At 70.6% G+C, this 16,824-nt stretch carries 10 protein-coding genes and 1 pseudogene; 7 read left to right on the top strand and 4 right to left on the bottom strand.

Annotated features, from left to right (window positions below; genetic code table 11):
- The first annotated feature begins 262 nt into the window (after positions 1-262).
- Complete coding sequence (locus ACYSMR_RS13415) at positions 263-1,984, top strand: glycoside hydrolase family 5 protein (protein ID WP_461745856.1); 1,722 nt, start codon at positions 263-265, stop codon at positions 1,982-1,984.
- Positions 1,985-2,335: 351 nt separating this feature from the next.
- On the opposite strand, the gene mfd is transcribed toward ACYSMR_RS13415, so the two are convergent.
- Positions 2,336-6,046, bottom strand: a complete 3,711-nt coding sequence (mfd, locus tag ACYSMR_RS13410; RefSeq protein ID WP_461745854.1) for a transcription-repair coupling factor — start codon at positions 6,044-6,046, stop codon at positions 2,336-2,338.
- 174 nt (positions 6,047-6,220) lie between these two features.
- Between mfd and ACYSMR_RS13405 the strand changes: the two genes are divergently transcribed.
- Positions 6,221-6,718, top strand: coding sequence for a DUF2505 domain-containing protein (locus ACYSMR_RS13405; RefSeq protein ID WP_309126707.1), 498 nt, complete (start codon positions 6,221-6,223; stop codon positions 6,716-6,718).
- A gap of 65 nt (positions 6,719-6,783) precedes the next feature.
- Positions 6,784-8,076, top strand: coding sequence for a Na+/H+ antiporter NhaA (gene nhaA / locus ACYSMR_RS13400; RefSeq protein ID WP_461745852.1), 1,293 nt, complete (start codon positions 6,784-6,786; stop codon positions 8,074-8,076).
- A 495-nt stretch (positions 8,077-8,571) separates the two neighbouring features.
- Here the strand turns inward: nhaA and pth are convergent, their stop codons facing one another.
- From pth to ACYSMR_RS13385, 3 genes and pseudogenes are all read right to left on the bottom strand, one after another.
- Positions 8,572-9,153 (bottom strand): aminoacyl-tRNA hydrolase, encoded by a 582-nt coding sequence (gene pth / locus ACYSMR_RS13395; protein ID WP_461745850.1) that lies wholly within the window; start codon positions 9,151-9,153, stop codon positions 8,572-8,574.
- A 121-nt stretch (positions 9,154-9,274) separates the two neighbouring features.
- Complete coding sequence (locus tag ACYSMR_RS13390; RefSeq protein ID WP_461745848.1) at positions 9,275-9,892, bottom strand: 50S ribosomal protein L25/general stress protein Ctc; 618 nt, start codon at positions 9,890-9,892, stop codon at positions 9,275-9,277.
- A gap of 234 nt (positions 9,893-10,126) precedes the next feature.
- A pseudogene (locus ACYSMR_RS13385) lies at positions 10,127-10,774 on the bottom strand (IS481 family transposase); the annotation flags it as partial.
- A 56-nt stretch (positions 10,775-10,830) separates the two neighbouring features.
- Here ACYSMR_RS13385 and ACYSMR_RS13380 point away from each other — a divergent pair.
- From ACYSMR_RS13380 to ACYSMR_RS13365, 4 genes are all read left to right on the top strand, one after another.
- Positions 10,831-11,436 carry a DUF2334 domain-containing protein gene (locus ACYSMR_RS13380; protein ID WP_461745846.1) on the top strand — a complete coding sequence of 202 codons (606 nt, stop codon included), beginning with the start codon at positions 10,831-10,833 and terminating at the stop codon, positions 11,434-11,436.
- A gap of 354 nt (positions 11,437-11,790) precedes the next feature.
- The gene (locus ACYSMR_RS13375) at positions 11,791-13,503 is read left to right on the top strand and encodes a GH25 family lysozyme (protein WP_461745844.1); all 1,713 of its coding nucleotides are present in this window, start codon (positions 11,791-11,793) and stop codon (positions 13,501-13,503) included.
- Between the two features lie 90 nt (positions 13,504-13,593).
- Positions 13,594-14,760, top strand: coding sequence for a CAP and S-layer homology domain-containing protein (locus tag ACYSMR_RS13370; RefSeq protein ID WP_461745842.1), 1,167 nt, complete (start codon positions 13,594-13,596; stop codon positions 14,758-14,760).
- Between the two features lie 23 nt (positions 14,761-14,783).
- Entirely contained in the window at positions 14,784-16,763 is a 1,980-nt protein-coding gene (locus ACYSMR_RS13365; protein ID WP_461745839.1) for a S8 family serine peptidase, read from the top strand.
- Positions 16,764-16,824: the final 61 nt, after the last annotated feature.

Raw genomic sequence — 16,824 nt, 5'->3', positions numbered from 1 at the left:
GCATGATTGCGATTGCACTGCCACGCGCCTGCAGCTGCACCAGGAACGACGATGGTCGGAACCGACCGTGCCCCGTTGAGCCGGACGCCGGCTCGCGCGCAGCCGGGACGGCAGGAGCACTCCGGCGCATCGGCGTCCCGGGACCGGAACGTGCAATGCCGGTGCCCTGGTTCCACACGGCGCCCGAGGAGGGGAGGCGGTCCTGGACAGGTCGCGGAACGGACGGTGCCGTCGGCGGCGCACCGGTGGACGTGGCGCGCGAATGCGGTCCCTGCTCGTAGTGGTGCTGGTGGTGCTCTCCGGCTGCGCGGCGGAGCCAGAGGCCGGCAGGCCGTCCACGTCGAGCAGCGCGACGTCGGAAGACGGCAGCGCGGACCCGGAGTTCGTCCGCGCCGCCGGGCGGGGCCTGGTGGCCGACGGGGAGCCGGTCCGGCTCAAGGCGGTGAACTTCACCAACCGCTACGACACGAGCATCACGCCGGCGGACCTGCTGACCTCCGAGCACCACTCCGCACAGGACTTCGCGCGCGTGCGGGACATGGGGTTCAACAGCATCCGTTTCGTCATGCGGGGTGACTGGTACGAGGAGGACCCGCAGAGCTTCTGGGCCTGGCTGGACCAGAACGTGGCCTGGGCACGGGAGAACAACGTCTGGCTCGTCCTGGACCTCCACATCCCCATCGGGGGCTACTGGCTGGACCCCGGCAGCAGTGCCACCAGCTTCGACGTGTGGTCGGATCCCGCCCTCCGCGAGCGCAATGTCCAGCTGTGGCGGGAGATCGCGCAGCGGTACCGCGACGAACCCGCCGTTGCGGCCTACGACTTGCTGAACGAGCCGGTGACGACGGACTCCAGCGGGAACCAGTGGCAGGACCTCGCCCAGCAGATGGTCGACGCCATCCGCGCGGAGGACGACCAGCACCTCGTGGTGGTCGGCGGTGTCTACGGGGTCGACGGGCGGTTCGACCCCGAGGGCCGCGAGCGGCACGTCCTGGTCGAGGACCCCAATGTCATGTACGACTTCCACTTCTACGACCCGTACCCGTACACGCACCAGTACGCGCCCTGGGTGGATCCGGCCCGCGACGGCGGCCGCTACCCCGACCCGGACCACCTGACGTCCACGGCCGATCCCACGGTCCTGCCCGGTGAGCGGATCGCCACCTCCTCCCTGCCGGAGGGGAGCTCCGGCTGGAGGCCCTACGACAGCGGGGTGGTCACGATCGACGACGCCTCCGCTGCGGCGGCCCTGCCCCAGGCGGTCGTGGAGGGCGGCATGACGGGCACCGTCTTCTTCGACCGGGTGACCGTGACCGAGTACGGACCCGACGGCACCAGGCTGCGGACCGTCGTTGAGGACCCGTTGAGCGGAAGCACCACGCCCGTGTGGTACTCGTGGGGGAACGGGGACACGGCGGGCTCCTCCGTCCGGTTGGACCGGGAGGCCTCGGGCCACCAGGACGACGGGAGCCTCTCCGTCGCCGGGACGGTGGACTCCGGGGCAGGCTGGAACAGCAGCGAGCACTTGTTCAAGGTCGTGCCGGGGCACCGGTACCGCATCCAGGGGTACATGCGCGGGGAGGACGTGGTCCTGGCCCAGGGCGACCGCTCCCGGATCGGCTTCAAGCTGGCGGTCTACGCGCAGAACCCCGATGCACCCCACGGGGGGTTCCTGGCCCGGGACAAGGACTACCTCGCCGACGCCATGGCGCAGCATCTGCGCTTCGGGGCCGACCACGACGTCCCCATGTCCGTCATGGAGTTCGGGGCCGTCCGGCAGGTCTTCGAGATGGAGGGCAAGGGCGGGGAACGGTGGGTCGGGGACATGCTGGACCTGCTGGCGGAGAACGACCTCAGCTTCGCGTACTGGGAGTACCACGACTCCGCGATGGGCATCTACCTGAACAAGGACGGCGCACCGAGCCAGCCCAACGCGGCGCTGCTGGAGGTACTGCGGCGGGAACTGCCCGAGGAGGGTGACTGAGACCAGGGTGCCCGGGGCGGCTCAGGGGGGGGCGGTCTCCTTCGTGCGTGCTCGTGGCCGCCGCCCGGAGCGGATGGACGCCGATCCTCGGGGTCCGGACATCCTCATTGCCGCAGGGTTGGCCACGGCGTCGACCACCCGGGACCCTTGCCCGGGCAGCGCTGCACTCCGAGCGACGCTCGGCGGGCCTTGCCCCCCTGTCCCTGGTCCCGGCCTCCGCAGGATTGCGCTGGTCGTTCCCGTGGGCGGGCTCCATCACACCACTACCGGGCGCGCCGTGGGCGGCCGCGCTGCGGGAGCGCGCCCGGCACATCCCCCGGACCGGGACGGCCGGGCGGCCCGGTGCGGCACTCAGGCCGAGGCGGTCTCGCGCGCGAAAACCGACTCGACCACACCGCGGGCCCACTCCAGCACGGCGCCGTCCACCAGGTCCTTGCCGCCGATCCGGGCGGTCTTCGGCTTGGGGATCAGCACCTGCGCGGTGTCGGTGCCCGGCACGGCCTTCACCTGCGCCCCCGGGTACAGGCGGGCCAGACGCATCTGACGGGACTCGGGCAGGTCCGCCGGGGCGAAGCGGACCATGCTGCCCTGCGCCGCGACGTCCGTGAGGCCCGCGGCGCGGGCGAGCACCCGGAAGCGGGCGACCGCCAGCAGGTTCTGCACCGGCTCGGGCATCTCCCCGTAGCGGTCCACCAGCTCGTCGGCGGCCTCCTGGATCGCCTCCTCCGTGGCCGCGTTGGCGAGGTTGCGGTAGGCCTCCAGGCGCAGCCGCTCCCCCGGGACGTAGTCGTGCGGCAGGTACGCGTTGACCGGCAGCTCGATCTTCATCTCGGTGGGCCGCTCCTCCTCCTCGCCGCGGTACTCGGCGACGGCCTCGCCCACCAGCCGCAGGTACATGTCGAAGCCCACCCCGGCGATGTGCCCGGACTGCTCCCCGCCCAGCAGGTTGCCCGCGCCGCGGATCTCGAGGTCCTTCATGGCCAGCTGCATGCCGGCGCCGAGCTCGTTGTGCGCGGCCACGGCCTTGAGCCGCTCCAGGGCGGTCTCCGACAGGGGCTTCTCCGCCGGGTAGAGGAAGTAGGCGTAGGCCCGCTCCCGGCCGCGGCCCACCCGCCCGCGCAGCTGGTGCAGCTGGGAGAGCCCGTAGCGGTCGGCGCCGTCGACGATCAGGGTGTTCGCGTTGGCGATGTCCAGGCCGGTCTCGACGATCGTGGTGCACACGAGCACGTCGAACTTCTTCTCCCAGAAGTCCACGATGATCTGCTCCAGCCGGGACTCCGACATCTGCCCGTGGGCCACGGCGATCCGCGCCTCGGGCACCAGGTCGGCGAGCTCCTTGGCCTTGCGCTCGATCGAGGAGACCCGGTTGTGGATGTAGAACACCTGGCCCTCGCGCATGAGCTCGCGCCGGACCGCGGCCGAGACCTGCTTGTCGGTGTAGGCCCCCACGTAGGTGAGCACGGGGTGGCGCTCCTCCGGCGGGGTGGCCAGGGTCGAGGTCTCCCGGATGCCGGTCAGGGACATCTCCAGGGTGCGCGGGATGGGGGTGGCGGACATCGCCAACACGTCCACGTTGGTGCGCATCGACTTGAGCTTCTCCTTGTGCTCCACGCCGAAGCGCTGCTCCTCGTCGACGACCACCAGGCCCAGGTCCTTGAACTGGACCTCCGAGGACAGCAGCCGGTGCGTGCCGATCACCACGTCGATCGACCCGTCCTTCAGCCCGGCCAGGGCCGCCTTCGTCTCCTTGGCGGTCTGGAACCGGGAGAGGGTCGCCAGGCGGACGGGGAAGCCGGAGAAGCGCTCGGCGAAGGTCTCGGCGTGCTGCTGGGCCAGCAGGGTGGTGGGCACGAGCACCGCGACCTGCTTGCCGTCCTGGACGGCCTTGAACGCGGCTCGCACGGCGACCTCGGTCTTGCCGTAGCCGACGTCCCCCGAGACGAGCCGATCCATGGGGACCTCCCGCTCCATGTCCGCCTTGACCTCGTTGATGGTCGTCAGCTGGTCGGGGGTCTCGATGTACGGGAACGCCTCCTCCAGCTCGCGCTGCCACGGGGTGTCGGCGCCGTAGGCGTGCCCGCGCGAGGCCATCCGCGCCGAGTACAGGCGGATCAGCTCGTTGGCGATGTCCTTGACGGCCCGCTTGGCGGCGCGCTTGGTCTTGTTCCAGTCCGCCCCGCCCATCTTGGACAGCGTCGGGGTCTCCCCGCCCACGTAGTTGGTGACCTGGTCGAGCTGGTCGGTGGGCACGAACAGGCGGTCGCGCGGGCCGTTGCGCTTGGACGGCGCGTACTCGAGCACCAGGTACTCCCGCACCGGCTTGGGCTGGCCGGGCTTGACCATGGCCCCGGCGACGGGCCGCTGGATGAGCTCCACGAACTGGCCGATGCCGTGCTGCTCGTGCACCACGAAGTCGCCCTTGGCCAGGGCCAGCGGGTCCACGCCGTTGCGCTTGCGCCGCACGGGCAGCCGGCGCATGTCCTTGGTGGTGTACGGGCTGGCCTTGCCCAGCAGGTCCGCCTCGGTGAGCAGCGCGATCCGCGGCCCGTCGAGGGCGAAGCCCTTCCCCGCCACGGCCGTGGTGAGCTCCACAATCCCCGGCTGCGGCGCCTCCTCGAGGGACTCGCGGCGGACGGCGGGGATCCCGGCGTCGTGCAGCAGCTCCGCGATGCGGGCCAGCGGACCGGGCCCCTCGGTGACGGCGACGATCCGCCAGCCGTCGGCCACCCGGCCGCCGAGGAAGGAGAGCATCTGCTCGACGTCGCCGGCGAAGGTGCGCGGCTCGCGCGCGGCGACGGTGAGGGTGTCGGCGTCGGAGTCGATGAAGGCGATCTCGTCCTCGGGGGTGTCGGCGTCGACGTCGGTGGCCGCGGCGAGGCTGAGGTTCAGCGCCGTGACCGCCCACCAGCCCAGGCCGGCGTCCAGCGCGGTGGCGCGGGCCTCGGCGAGGCTCTGGAAGGAGCCGGCGGCCAGCGTGCGGCCCTCGCCGTCACCCGTGGCCTCCGCCGCGGTGATGTCCAGGGGCGCGGCCTGCCCGTCCGAGGCGGAGTCCCAGGCCGCGAGGAGGAACTCCTCGTTGGTGGCCACGAGGTCGTGCGCGCGGGCGCGGACCTTCTCGGGTTCCATCACAACGACGATCGACCCGGCCGGCAGCAGCGAGAGCACCGGGACCAGCCCGTCCACGAGCAGGGGCGCGAGGGACTCCATGCCCTCCACGTAGATGCCCCCGGCGATGCGCTCGAGCATCGACTCGGCGCCGGGCAGCGCGTTCTTCAGCTTCGCGGCGCGGGACATCACCGAGGCGGTGATGAGCACCTCGCGGCACGGCGGGGCCACGAGCGCGTCCGGGTGGTCCCTGGTCGCCAGGGTGCGCTGGTCGGCGACGGCGAACCAGCGCAGCTCGTCGACCTCGTCGCCGAAGAACTCGATGCGCACGGGGTGGTCCTCCACCGGGGAGAACACGTCGATGATCCCGCCGCGCACGGCGAACTCCCCGCGCTTGGTGACCATGTCCACCCGGGCGTAGGCGGCCTGGGCGAGCGCCGTCACGGCCTCGTCGAAGTCCAGCTCCGCCCCGCGGGCGAAGCGCACCGGCTCCATCTCCCCCAGGCCCGCCACGACGGGCTGGAGCACGGAGCGCACCGGGGCGGTGAGCACCCGCAGCGGCCGGCCGGCCTCGGGGTGGGCGAGCCGGCGCAGCACGTCCAGACGGCGTCCCACGGTGTCCGAGCGCGGCGAGAGCCGCTCGTGCGGCAGGGTCTCCCAGGCGGGGAACTCCGCGACCTCCTCGGCCGGCACGAACGCGGACAGGGCGGCGGCGAGGTCCTCGGCCTCCCGCCCGGTGGCGGTCACGGCCAGCACCACGGGCGCCCGGCCGTCCTCGGCCGCACCGGCCTCGTCGAGTGCGGCGCGCAGCTGGGCGGTGAGCACCGGGCGCATCCCGTCCGGGGCGCTGATGACGGTCTCCGCGCTGCGCTCCCCCGGCGGGAGGGCGGCCTGGGTGCGGATGTTCGCGAAGGAGCGCTCCGCCCCAAGGGCGGCGAGCAGTCCGGACAAGGTCATGGGTGAGCAGTCTCCTGGTGGGCGGGGAGAGGACAAGGGGCTGTAGAGACCAACGATCGCGGCCTCCAGCTTACTCCCGGGCCCCGACACCGCTCCTGGCTCCGCTCCAGGACGGCACGCTTACCATGGGGTGGGGCAACCGCCCCTGTCCCAGACCCCTACCGAGGAGCTCCCATGGCCGTCACCGCGTCCACCACCGTCCCCGCGCCCGTCGAGCGCGTCGTCGCCACCTTCTCCGACGAGGCGTTCATCCGCCACGTGACCCAGCGCGGCGGCGCCGAGCTGGAGTCCGTGCAGGTCGACGGGGACACGGCGTCCGCGTTCACCGTCACCACGGTCCGCGCCATGAGCGCCGACCGGCTGCCCGAGGCCGCCAAGAAGTTCGTGGGCGCCTCGATCCGCATCACCCAGACCGACGCCTACGAGGCCCCGGCCGCCGACGGCTCCCGCACCGTGCGCAGCGACATCAAGGTCGCCTCGCTGCCGGTCTCCGGCACCGCCACGCAGACGCTGGCCGCCCAGGGGGACGCCACGCAGGTGGACGTCGACTGCGTCGTCCAGGCCAACATCCCCTTCGTGGGCAAGAAGATCGCCGAGGCCGCCGAGCCCTACGTCGGCAAGGCGCTGTCCCTGCAGGCCCGCGAGGCGCAGACCTGGCTGGCCCAGCGCTGATCCCTGGTGCGCCGCGGGCCTAGACTGGCCGGGATCCTCCGACCGACGACGCACAGGAGCCCGCCGTGACCGCAGCCCCGCCCGCCACACCGTTCCACCGCCTGGGGGCCTTCCTCCGGAGGGACCTCGTGGGCGGGATGCTGCTGCTCGTGGCGATGCTGGCCGCGCTGGTGATCGCCAACTCGCCGTGGGCGGAGGGCTACTTCGCCCTGCGGGACACCCACATCGGCATCGACTTCCCGGGACTCGACCACACCGTGGGCGAGTGGGCCTCGGAGGGGCTGCTGGCGATCTTCTTCTTCCTCGTCGGCCTCGAGCTCAAGACCGAGTTCGTCGACGGCGAGCTGCGCAACATCCGCAAGGCCATGCTGCCCGTCGTCGCCGCGTTCGGCGGCGTGCTGATGCCCGCCTTGATCTACACGGCCGTCAACCTCGTCGACGACGGGGACCCGTCCACCCTCACCGGATGGGCGATCCCCACTGCCACCGACATCGCCTTCGCGGTCTCCGTGCTCGCCGTGGTCGGCTCGGCCCTGCCCATCGCCATGCGCACGTTCCTGCTGACGCTGGCCGTGGTGGACGACCTCATCGCGATCGTCATCATCGCGTTCGTCTACACCGGCGACCTGAAGGCCCTGTTCCTGCTGCTCGCCCTGGTGCCGCTGGGCCTGTACTGGGCGCTGACCCACAGGTTCCGCGACTTCTTCATGGAGCACCACTGGGCCGCGTGGGTGATCCTGCTGCCCATCGGCGTGGTCACCTGGCTCTTCGTCCTCGAGGCCGGCATCCACGCCACCATCGCCGGGGTGCTGCTGGGCTTCAGCACCCCGGTGAAGAAGGTGGTCCCCCGGGTGATCCGCCACGAGGACCCGGAGCTGGGCCTGGCCCCGGCCCTGGAGCACCGCTTCCGGCCGCTGACCAACGGCCTGGCCATCCCGGTGTTCGCCTTCTTCTCCGCCGGTGTGGCCGTCGGCGGGTGGGCCGGGATCACCGAGTCCCTGACGGACCCCGTGGCCATCGGCATCGTGGCCGGCCTGCTGCTGGGGAAGATGCTCGGCATCTTCGGCTCGTCCTGGCTCATGGACCGGTTCACCCCGGCTGCGAAGGACGACGACTACACCTGGCTGGATCTGGGCGGGATGTCGGTGGTCGCGGGCATCGGCTTCACCGTGTCCCTGCTCGTCGCGGAGCTGAGCTTCGGCATCGGCAGCCCGCACAACGACCATGCGAAGGTGGGCATCCTCACGGGTTCCGCCATCGCCGCCGTCGTGGGCGGCGCCCTGCTGGCCGTGCGCAACGGACACTACCGGCGACTGCGCGCCCAGGGCGTGGAGGTCGACAAGCTCGACGCCCGGTAGCAGTTCGCGCGGCTCCACGGATCCGTTCTCAGCACGCAGCGTGCCCGTCCACCTGGTGGCCGGGCACGCTGCACACCCACTCAACCAACGTCCCCGGTCAGTACACCGAGGGCCGGGTCGTGATGAGGCGCAGCGCCTGAGCTGGTCAGCCCGGGATCGATCCTGTCCAGCGCCGGCAGGCGGCCCGTGCGCTCGTGGAGCCGGAAGAGGTCGTCGGCGGCCATGACGAGAACGACGCACCCCACTTGGCGAAGACCCGGTGGGACGCCGCACGGCCCGCCAGCAGGACGAGAAGGACGGCGGCGGTGCCGAGCTGGAGCAAGCCGACCAGCTCCAGCAGGGAGCCGTCCGGCCCGCCGTTCCACAGGCCAGGCGAGTGGAACCTACGAGACCATCCCTGGCCCGCATTCAAAAAGGCCCCGACGAAGTGGAGGGCGTGGGCGCCCCTCAGCACACCGTCGCGTCTGAGAGCTGCCGCACCGGAGCAGTGCGGAGCTACGCCCGCGAGTGGTACTTCTGCTGCGCCTCGAGCAGGCCCTGCTCCACGAGCGCCTCGACGGCGTCGGCGGCGTCGTCGACGAGGAAGGGCAGCTCCTTGGTCTCGGCCGTGGCGAAGGGCTTGAGGACGTAGGTCGCGGCGTCCATCCGGCCGGGCGGGCGGCCCACGCCCACGCGCACGCGGTGGTAGTCCTTGGTGCCGAGCGCCTTGGACATGTCCCGCAGGCCGTTGTGGCCGCCCTCTCCCCCGCCGATCTTCAGCTTGAGGGCGCCGAAGGGGATGTCGATCTCGTCGTGGACGGCGATGACCCTGTCGGCGGGGATGTCGTAGAACTTCGCCAGCCCGGAGACGGGTCCGCCGGAGGTGTTCATGTAGGTCATCGGCTTGGCCAGCACCAGGCGGGGACCGCCGGGGCGCAGCCGGGTCTCGAGGACCTGGGCGCGGGCCTTGTGGGTCTTGAAGTTCCCGTTCGCGCGGTGGGCGAGCTCGTCGAGGACCATCTGTCCTACGTTGTGCCGGGTGCGGGCGTACTCGGGGCCGGGGTTGCCCAGACCCACGACCAGCCAGGCGTCGGACATCGGTGCCTCCTTCAGGCGCTCACCAACAAGCGGTCAATAACAGTGCTGTCATGCGAAGTGCGGGGCGGCTCGGAAGCCGCCCCGCACTTCTGGTACCACAGGGATCCTACGAGACGAAGGCTCAGGCCTCGTTCTCGGGGACGACGTCGCCGGTGGCCTCGTCCTCGGACGCGGAGGTGGAGCCCTCGCCGAGGTCCTCGTTGGTGGGCTCGGAGATGTTGACGACGATCAGCTCGGCGTCGGAGACCAGCGAGACGCCCTCGGGCAGCTGGACGTCGCCGGCGTGCACGTGCTGGCCCGCGGCGCGGCCCTCGATGTCGATGGTGATCGCCTCGGGGACGTGCAGGGCCTCGGCCTCGACGACGAGGACGTTCTCCTCGACGTTCTGCACGGCGTCGCCGGCGACCTCGCCCTCGACGTGCACGGGCACCTCGACCTGGACCTTCTCACCGCGGCGCACGGCCAGCAGGTCGATGTGCAGGATCTCCGGGCGGGTGGCGTGACGCTGGACGTCCTTGACCATGACCAGCTGGGTGGTGCCCTCGACATCGAGCTCGAGCACGGCGTTGGAGTTGCGCACGGCCAGCATGGTCTCGTGGCCGGGGATGACCACGTGCTGGGGCTCGGCGCCGTGGCCGTAGACGACCGCGGGGATCTGGTCGTTGGCGCGGATGCGGCGGGCGTAGCCCTTGCCGAAGTCGCTGCGGGAGGTGGCGGGGATGCGGATGGTGTCGACCATGGGAACTCCTCGGAATCGGGTCTGTACGTGCTCTCTGACGCATATCGGCCAGGCGATACCGGCCGCAGACCCTCCCCCGCGTCGTGGAGGACGCCGCGCGACGCGCCTTAAGGGGCGCCGCCGCACTTGTGGGGACGGGAACGTTCAACCAGCCGTCGTCGATCACGGGACCCCGGAGGGTCCCCTCGCCTTGGCAACCGCACAAGGTTAGCACGAGCGCCCAGATAGGAACCGCTAAGTGTAGTTCCCCGTGACGTTGTGAACGCGTTGGGCCGGGGTCAGGCCGCCGATGCCGGTATGGGGTCGGTGGTGATTGTAGTGGTGCACCCAGTCCGGGTAGGTCAATGCCCGGGCAGCGTCGCTGGCGTAGCTAGTCACGTAGGCCCACTCGGCAGCCAGGGTGCGGTTGAAGCGCTCGACCTTCCCGTTGGTCTGAGGCCGGTAAGGGCGGGTCCGGCGGTGCTTGACCTCTCCCAGCGCGGCCGCGAAGACGCGGGAGCGGTAAGAGGCGCCGTTGTCAGTCATCACCGCGCTCACGTCGAAGCCTGCCTGCAGGAAGTACGTGCGGGCTCGTTGCCAGAACGCCGCAGCGGTCTCCTGGCGCTCATCGGCAAGGATCTCCGAATACGCCAACCGCGAGTGGTCGTCCACGGCGTGGTGGAGGTAGGCGTAGCCGACCCCGTGACGACGGTCCCGGTGCCCGGCCGCCCGCCCCAGGGTGCGGTGGCCGCCGCCGTCGGGGATGCATCCGAGTTTCTTCACATCCAGGTGCACCAGGTCCCCGGGGCGGGGGTGCTCGTAGCGCACCGGCCGCGGGGTGCGTACCGGCAGGCCGGTGACCTGGTCCAGGTGAGCCAACAGCGGCACCCGGTGGCGGGCCAGCCGCAGCCGGCCGGTGGGGGTGAGCGGGGCGTTAGGGTGAGTCACGAGGACCTCCGGTGGGTCGAGGAAGGTGTGGTAACCCCTTCGATACCGGAGGTCCTCGCCTTCTCAGATCACGCCACGCTGATCACAACCTCTCTGGGAACTACAGTGCAGAAGATGGGCCCCGTCGCGGACGACCGCGTCGAGCAGCACGTCCAGCGTTTGGTGCAGGGCCGCCAGATCATGGTGGAGGCCGGGCTCGGGGCCCCACGATCTTCCAGACCCCTCACTACGGGGCATCGGTCAACGCTTACGTCGCGATGAGCCAGCTCTACGAGGGGCGCTACGAGCAGGTGGACTACTATGCCGGCGGCGGCTCCGGCCGCCCCGTCACCGCGGAGGCGTTCTACGGGCAGCGCTTCCCGTGCACGGTCCATGACGTCTACGGGTCCACGGTCTACCCGGAGAACCTCGGCAGCATCACCGAGACGGCGCGGAACGACCGCGGTGTTCGCGTACCTGAGTTCCTCGTCGAGCGGGCGAAGGCCCATTTTGTGGTCCGTGAGTCCACGGCGAGTTTCTACTTCCACCCCTATCTCGACCGGGACGACCTCGAGGAGACCGTCACCGGCATCCAGGAACTCGGCTACACCTTCGTACCCGTCCACGACCTGCGCTGAGGTCCTGGGCGAGGTATCGGCCCGGCAACGGGGTCCCGCACCATCCGCAGTGAGACGGTGCGGGACCCCGCCGTCGTTCTTGGCGCCGGATCCACCACAACGGGTCCGCGCCGATGTTCGTAACAGAAGCATAAAGGCGGATTGTCCCCATAACTGGCGAACTCCCCGCCATGACAAGGTGCTTTTGCGAATTCGCCGTCGTCAGAGGCCACATCCGGCCAAGTAATACACCTATGGGCCTAGCGAACATGCAAACGCACATATAACGTTCCCCGTGGCTCCAAAGGGACTTCCCCCCACCCTTGGCCCGCGTGAGTTGTCCCCCCATGTTCCATGCGAGTTAGGCGTTCCAGCGTGAAAGCACCCCCTCGACTGACGCTGTCCGCTGCCCTCACGGCAGCCATCCTGGCGATCACCACCCTCTCCCCCGTCGCCGCGGCACCCGAGAGCTCCGCCGCGGACAGCACCACCCTGTACTCCAAGACCGACGGCGATCTCGTCTCCAAGGTGGAGAACATCGACGGCAACATCGTCTCCTCCGTGGTGGACCAGACCACGGGCGAGCCGATCGAGTTCGACGCCTCCCAGGCCACCCCCCGGCTCGTCGACGGCAAGCCCAACGGCGCGGCCGTGATGGGCCAGTGGCTCAAGGGGCCCGGCTACGCCGAGCGCGCCGCGGAGGTCGCCGAGCAGACCGAAGCCGTCCTCGACGGTGGACCTGTCGCCGGAGCCGCGTCGTCGCTGCTGTCCGCCGCGGCGTTCAGGCCGAACTGGGGCACCTTGGGCGTCGACGTCTCCGGCCACCAGGGGGGCGCGTTCAACTGGACCGCAGCCAAGAACGGAGGCGCCCGGTTCGCCTACATGAAGGCGACCGAGGGCACCTACTACCCCAACTCGAGCTACCCGAAGGCGATCTTCGACACCCAGTGGAGGGGCGCCACCGCGGCGGGGCTCATCCGCGGGGCCTACCACTTCGCCAACCCCTCCTGGTCCTCCGGGGCCTCCCAGGCCGACCACTTCATCAACAACGGCGGCGGGTGGAGCGCCGACGGCCGCACCCTGCCCGGTCTGCTGGACCTGGAGCGGTCGCCCTACACGGTCGACCACTGCTACGACCTGACCCCGACCCAGATGGTGAGCTGGATCCGGGACTTCTCCAACAGGTACAAGGCCCGCACCGGCCGTCTGCCGGCGATCTACACCGGGGCCTACTGGTGGAACGACTGCACCAACAACTCGACCGCGTTCAACGACCACCCCATGATGATCGCCGCCTACGAGGTCACCAAGCCCAGTCTCCTCCCGTCGGGCTGGAGCAACTACGACATCTGGCAGTACTCCGAGACGGCCATCGCCGAGGTGGACAGCAACGTGTTCAACGGCAGCTACACCGCTCTGCAGAACCTCGCCAAGAACCCCGCCTACAAGCCCATCGGCGGCCGGGCGCCGTACGTGGCCCCTCCCGCGCCCAAGCCGGCGCCCAAACCGACACCGACGCCGACGCCGGTGGCGCCGGGACCGTTCAAGGACGTGCCGGCCACCCACGTCTTCGCCAAGGAGATCACCTGGGTGAAGAACCGGGAGGTGCTGCGCGGCTGGGACGACAGCACCTACCGCCCGTACGCCCTGATGACACGCTCGCAGACCGCCGCAGCGCTGTACCGCCTGGCCGGCAAGCCCGCCTTCACCCCGCCGGCCGTCTCGCCCTTCGCCGACGTGCCTACCGACCACGTGTTCTACAAGGAGATCGCCTGGCTGCATGCCAAGGGCATCTCCACCGGCTGGGTCTCCGCCACCGGGATGCGCACCTTCAAGCCGGCGCAGCCGGTGGCGCGGGAGCAGATGGCCGCGTTCTTCTACCGCCTGGCCGGCAAGCCGGTCTACACCCCGCCGGCCACGTCCCCCTTCAAGGACGTCTCCACCGGGCAGGGCTTCTACAAGGAGATGGCCTGGCTCAAGGCCAAAGGCATCTCCAACGGCTGGGACGACGGCACCTACCGGCCCGCCGCCAGCACCAGCCGCGACGTGATGGCCGCGTTCCTGCACCGCTACGCCACCCGCTCCTGAGGCACTGCCCTCCCCCTTCTCCTCGGCACTCCCATGCCACTTTTCACGGCACCCCCATGCCTCCGACCCGAACAGATGGGTGACGTTCCCATGCGCAAGCACCTCCTCGCCGCTGCCGTCACGGCCGCGCTCACCGTGACCAGCCTCTCCGTCACCGAGCCCGCCACGGCGGCCTCCTCCGACATCGTGACCGCCTCGAGCCAGACCAGGGCCACGGACGCGCAGAAGCTGCTCAACCTCATCAACGCCCACCGCAAGTCCAAGGGGCTGAGCCCCGTGAAGTACTCGGCCACGATCTCCAAGATCGCCCAGGGCCAGTCCGACCGCCTGGTCCGTCAGGAGGTCATCGACCACACCACCGACTTCCTCGACAAGAACCGCGCCGGGTCCTACACCGCCGCCGGGGAGATCCACGCAATTTCCTGGCAGGTCTCGGTCGAGGATCTCATGACCTGGTGGAAGAGCTCCACCGCCCACAACAAGGTGCTCATCGATCCCGACATGCAGGTCATCGGCATCGGCCTGACCTACGTGGACGGATCCCTGGCCGGCACCAAGCAGGGCTGGCGCCTGGTCGGGACGGTCACCTCCTACGGGTACCCGGCCGGGGCCGCACCCACCGACACGCGCACCACCGTGCCCACCGGCACCGCTCCCACCCCGGCTCCCGCGCCCGTGCCGGACCCCGGGTCGATCGCCGCCGCCGGGCCGTTCAACGACGTGCCCGCCGACCACGATTTCGCCACCGAGATCGAATGGGTCCGGGACGCGGGCGTGCTGCGTGGCTGGCCCGGCGGCACCTTCGCCCCGAACCGGATGATGACCCGCGAGCAGACGGCCGCGGCACTGTACCGGGTCGCCGGGTCCCCGGCCTACACCCCGCCGCGGGTCTCCCCCTTCGCCGACGTGCCCACCAGCCACGTGTTCTACAAGCAGATGGCCTGGATGCGCGCCAAAAACATCTCCACCGGCTGGGTCGCCGCCAACGGGATCCGCACCTACAAGCCGACCCAGGCGATCTCCCGCGACCAGATGGCTGCGTTCCTCTACCGCCTGGCCGGCAAGCCCGCCTACACGCCCCCGGCCGCCTCGCCCTTCAAGGACGTCTCCACCCGCCAGGGCTTCTACAAGGAGATGGCCTGGATGCGCGCCAAGAACATCTCCACCGGCTGGGACGACGGCACCTACCGCCCCGGCGCCAGCACCAGCCGAGCCGTGATGGCCGCCTTCCTGTACCGCTACGCCCACCGCTCCTGACCCCACAGGCCTCGAGGAAAATCATGAACACACACCGCATCCCCCCGCTGGCGGTCCTGGCAGCCGCCGCGCTGGTCGCCCTGCCGGCCACCGGCGCGCTCGCCACACCGGCCGCCCCCGGGCCCGCCCCCGCGTCGCAGAGCTCGGTCCAGGCCCCACCGGAGGACCTGCCCACCGACCGCATGATCGTCAAGTACGCCGCGCCCGTCGCGGACACCCAAAAGGAGGAGATCCTCGAGCAGGCCGCCGAAGAGGCCGACGTGCCCGAGGCCGAGAGGACCACCGAGCTCAAGGCCACGGCCGACGGCGCGGACGTCGTCGAGCTCTCCGACGAGGTCAGCACCGAGGACGCCGAGAAGCTGGCCGCGAAGATCGCCGAGGACCCGGCGGTCGAGTACGCGGAGCCGGACCGGCTGGTCTTCACCGCCCAGATCCCGGGAATGTCCAGCGCCGAGATCGACCAGCTGGCCTCCACCTCCGCGGCAGCCTACGACGCCAACGTCGCCTCCATGTGGGCGCTGCCCGAGCTGCGGGCTTTCAGCGCCTGGGACACCGCCACCGGCAAGGGCATGACCGTCGGCGTCGTGGACACCGGCTTCGCCAACCACCCCGACCTGGACTCCAAGGTCATCGGCGGCTGGGACTTCGTCTCCAGCCCCGCGCTCGGCAACGACGGCAACGGCCGCGACGCCGACCCCCGCGACCCGGGGACCTACTCCACCTACGGCCAGTGCTACAGCGGCTCCCCCGCGTCCAACTCGATCTGGCACGGCACCCACGTGGCCGGGACCATCGCCGCCAAGCGCGACTCCTACGGCACCGTGGGCATCGCCCCGGACGCGACCCTGCTCAACGCCCGGGCGCTGGGCGCGTGCGGCACCGGCTACGTCTCCGACATGGCCGACGCCGTGAGCTGGCTCGCCGGCGAGCCCGTGGCCGGGGTACCGGCCGCGAAGAAGCGGGCGAATGTGATCAACATGTCACTGAGCATGTACGGGTCCTGCCCGGCCGTGCTGCAGAACGCGATCAACAAGGCCTGGTTCAAGGGCATCCCGGTGGCGGTGGCCGCCGGCAACAACTACGGCGCCCAGGCCATCAACTACGCCCCCGGCAACTGCTACAACGTGGTCACCGTCGGGGCCGTGACCTCCAGCCGGGCCGTGGCCAACTACTCCAACATCGGAGGCGCCGTGGACATCTTCGCACCCGGCGACCACATCCTCTCCTCCGGCAACACCGGCCGGACGACCCCGGTGGCGCCCAACGTCCGCTACGACTACGGCACCTCGATGGCCACCCCGCACGTGGCCGGGACCCTGGCGCTGATGAAGCAGAAGAACCCCGCGTTCACCTCCGACCAGCTCAAGGACCTGCTGCTGACCTCCGGTGACCCCTTCCCCGCGGGCAAGACGCTCAACACCCACGACGGCCTCTACATCACCTCGGCGTTCACCGACGTCTACTGGGGCCGCACCTTCTACAAGGAGATCGCGTGGACCCGGGCGGCGGGCGTCTCCAACGGCTGGCCCTCCGGCGCCGCGCGGGCCTACCGGCCCACGCACAACGTCTCCCGCGAGCAGATGGCGGCCTTCCTCTACCGGGTCGCCGGGTCCCCGGCCTACACCCCGCCGCGGGTCTCCCCCTTCGCCGACGTGCCCACCAGCCACGTGTTCTACAAGGAGATCGCCTGGATGCGCGCCAAAAACATCTCCACCGGCTGGGTCGCCGCCAACGGGATCCGCACCTACAAGCCGACCCAGGCGATCTCCCGCGACCAGATGGCCGCGTTCCTCTACCGCCTGGCCGGCAAGCCCGCCTTCACCCCGCCGGCCGCCTCGCCCTTCAAGGACGTCTCCACCCGCCAGGGCTTCTACAAGGAGATGGCCTGGATGCGCGCCGAGAGCATCTCCACCGGCTGGGACGACGGCACCTACCGGCCGGCCGCCTCGGTCAGCCGCGACGTGATGGCCGCCTTCCTCTACCGCTTCGACCAGAACGTCTGAGTGCTTTCCGCGACGACGGAGCCCCCCACCACCTGCGGGTGGTGAGGGGCTCCGTCGTCGT

The organism is Kocuria sp. U4B, assembly GCF_054875615.1.
Note: the sequence above shows the minus strand (reverse complement) of the source record. Positions and strands in the feature narration are given on the sequence as shown.

Excerpts from the sequence above, each read along its gene's own strand:
- ACYSMR_RS13415 (WP_461745856.1), top strand. The coding sequence starts at position 263 with ATGCGGTCCCTGCTCGTAGTGGTGCTGGTGGTGCTCTCCGGCTGCGCG.
- mfd (WP_461745854.1), bottom strand. The coding sequence starts at position 6,046 with ATGACCTTGTCCGGACTGCTCGCCGCCCTTGGGGCGGAGCGCTCCTTC.
- ACYSMR_RS13405 (WP_309126707.1), top strand. The coding sequence starts at position 6,221 with ATGGCCGTCACCGCGTCCACCACCGTCCCCGCGCCCGTCGAGCGCGTC.
- pth (WP_461745850.1), bottom strand. The coding sequence starts at position 9,153 with ATGTCCGACGCCTGGCTGGTCGTGGGTCTGGGCAACCCCGGCCCCGAG.
- ACYSMR_RS13390 (WP_461745848.1), bottom strand. The coding sequence starts at position 9,892 with ATGGTCGACACCATCCGCATCCCCGCCACCTCCCGCAGCGACTTCGGC.
- ACYSMR_RS13370 (WP_461745842.1), top strand. The coding sequence starts at position 13,594 with ATGCGCAAGCACCTCCTCGCCGCTGCCGTCACGGCCGCGCTCACCGTG.
- ACYSMR_RS13365 (WP_461745839.1), top strand. The coding sequence starts at position 14,784 with ATGAACACACACCGCATCCCCCCGCTGGCGGTCCTGGCAGCCGCCGCG.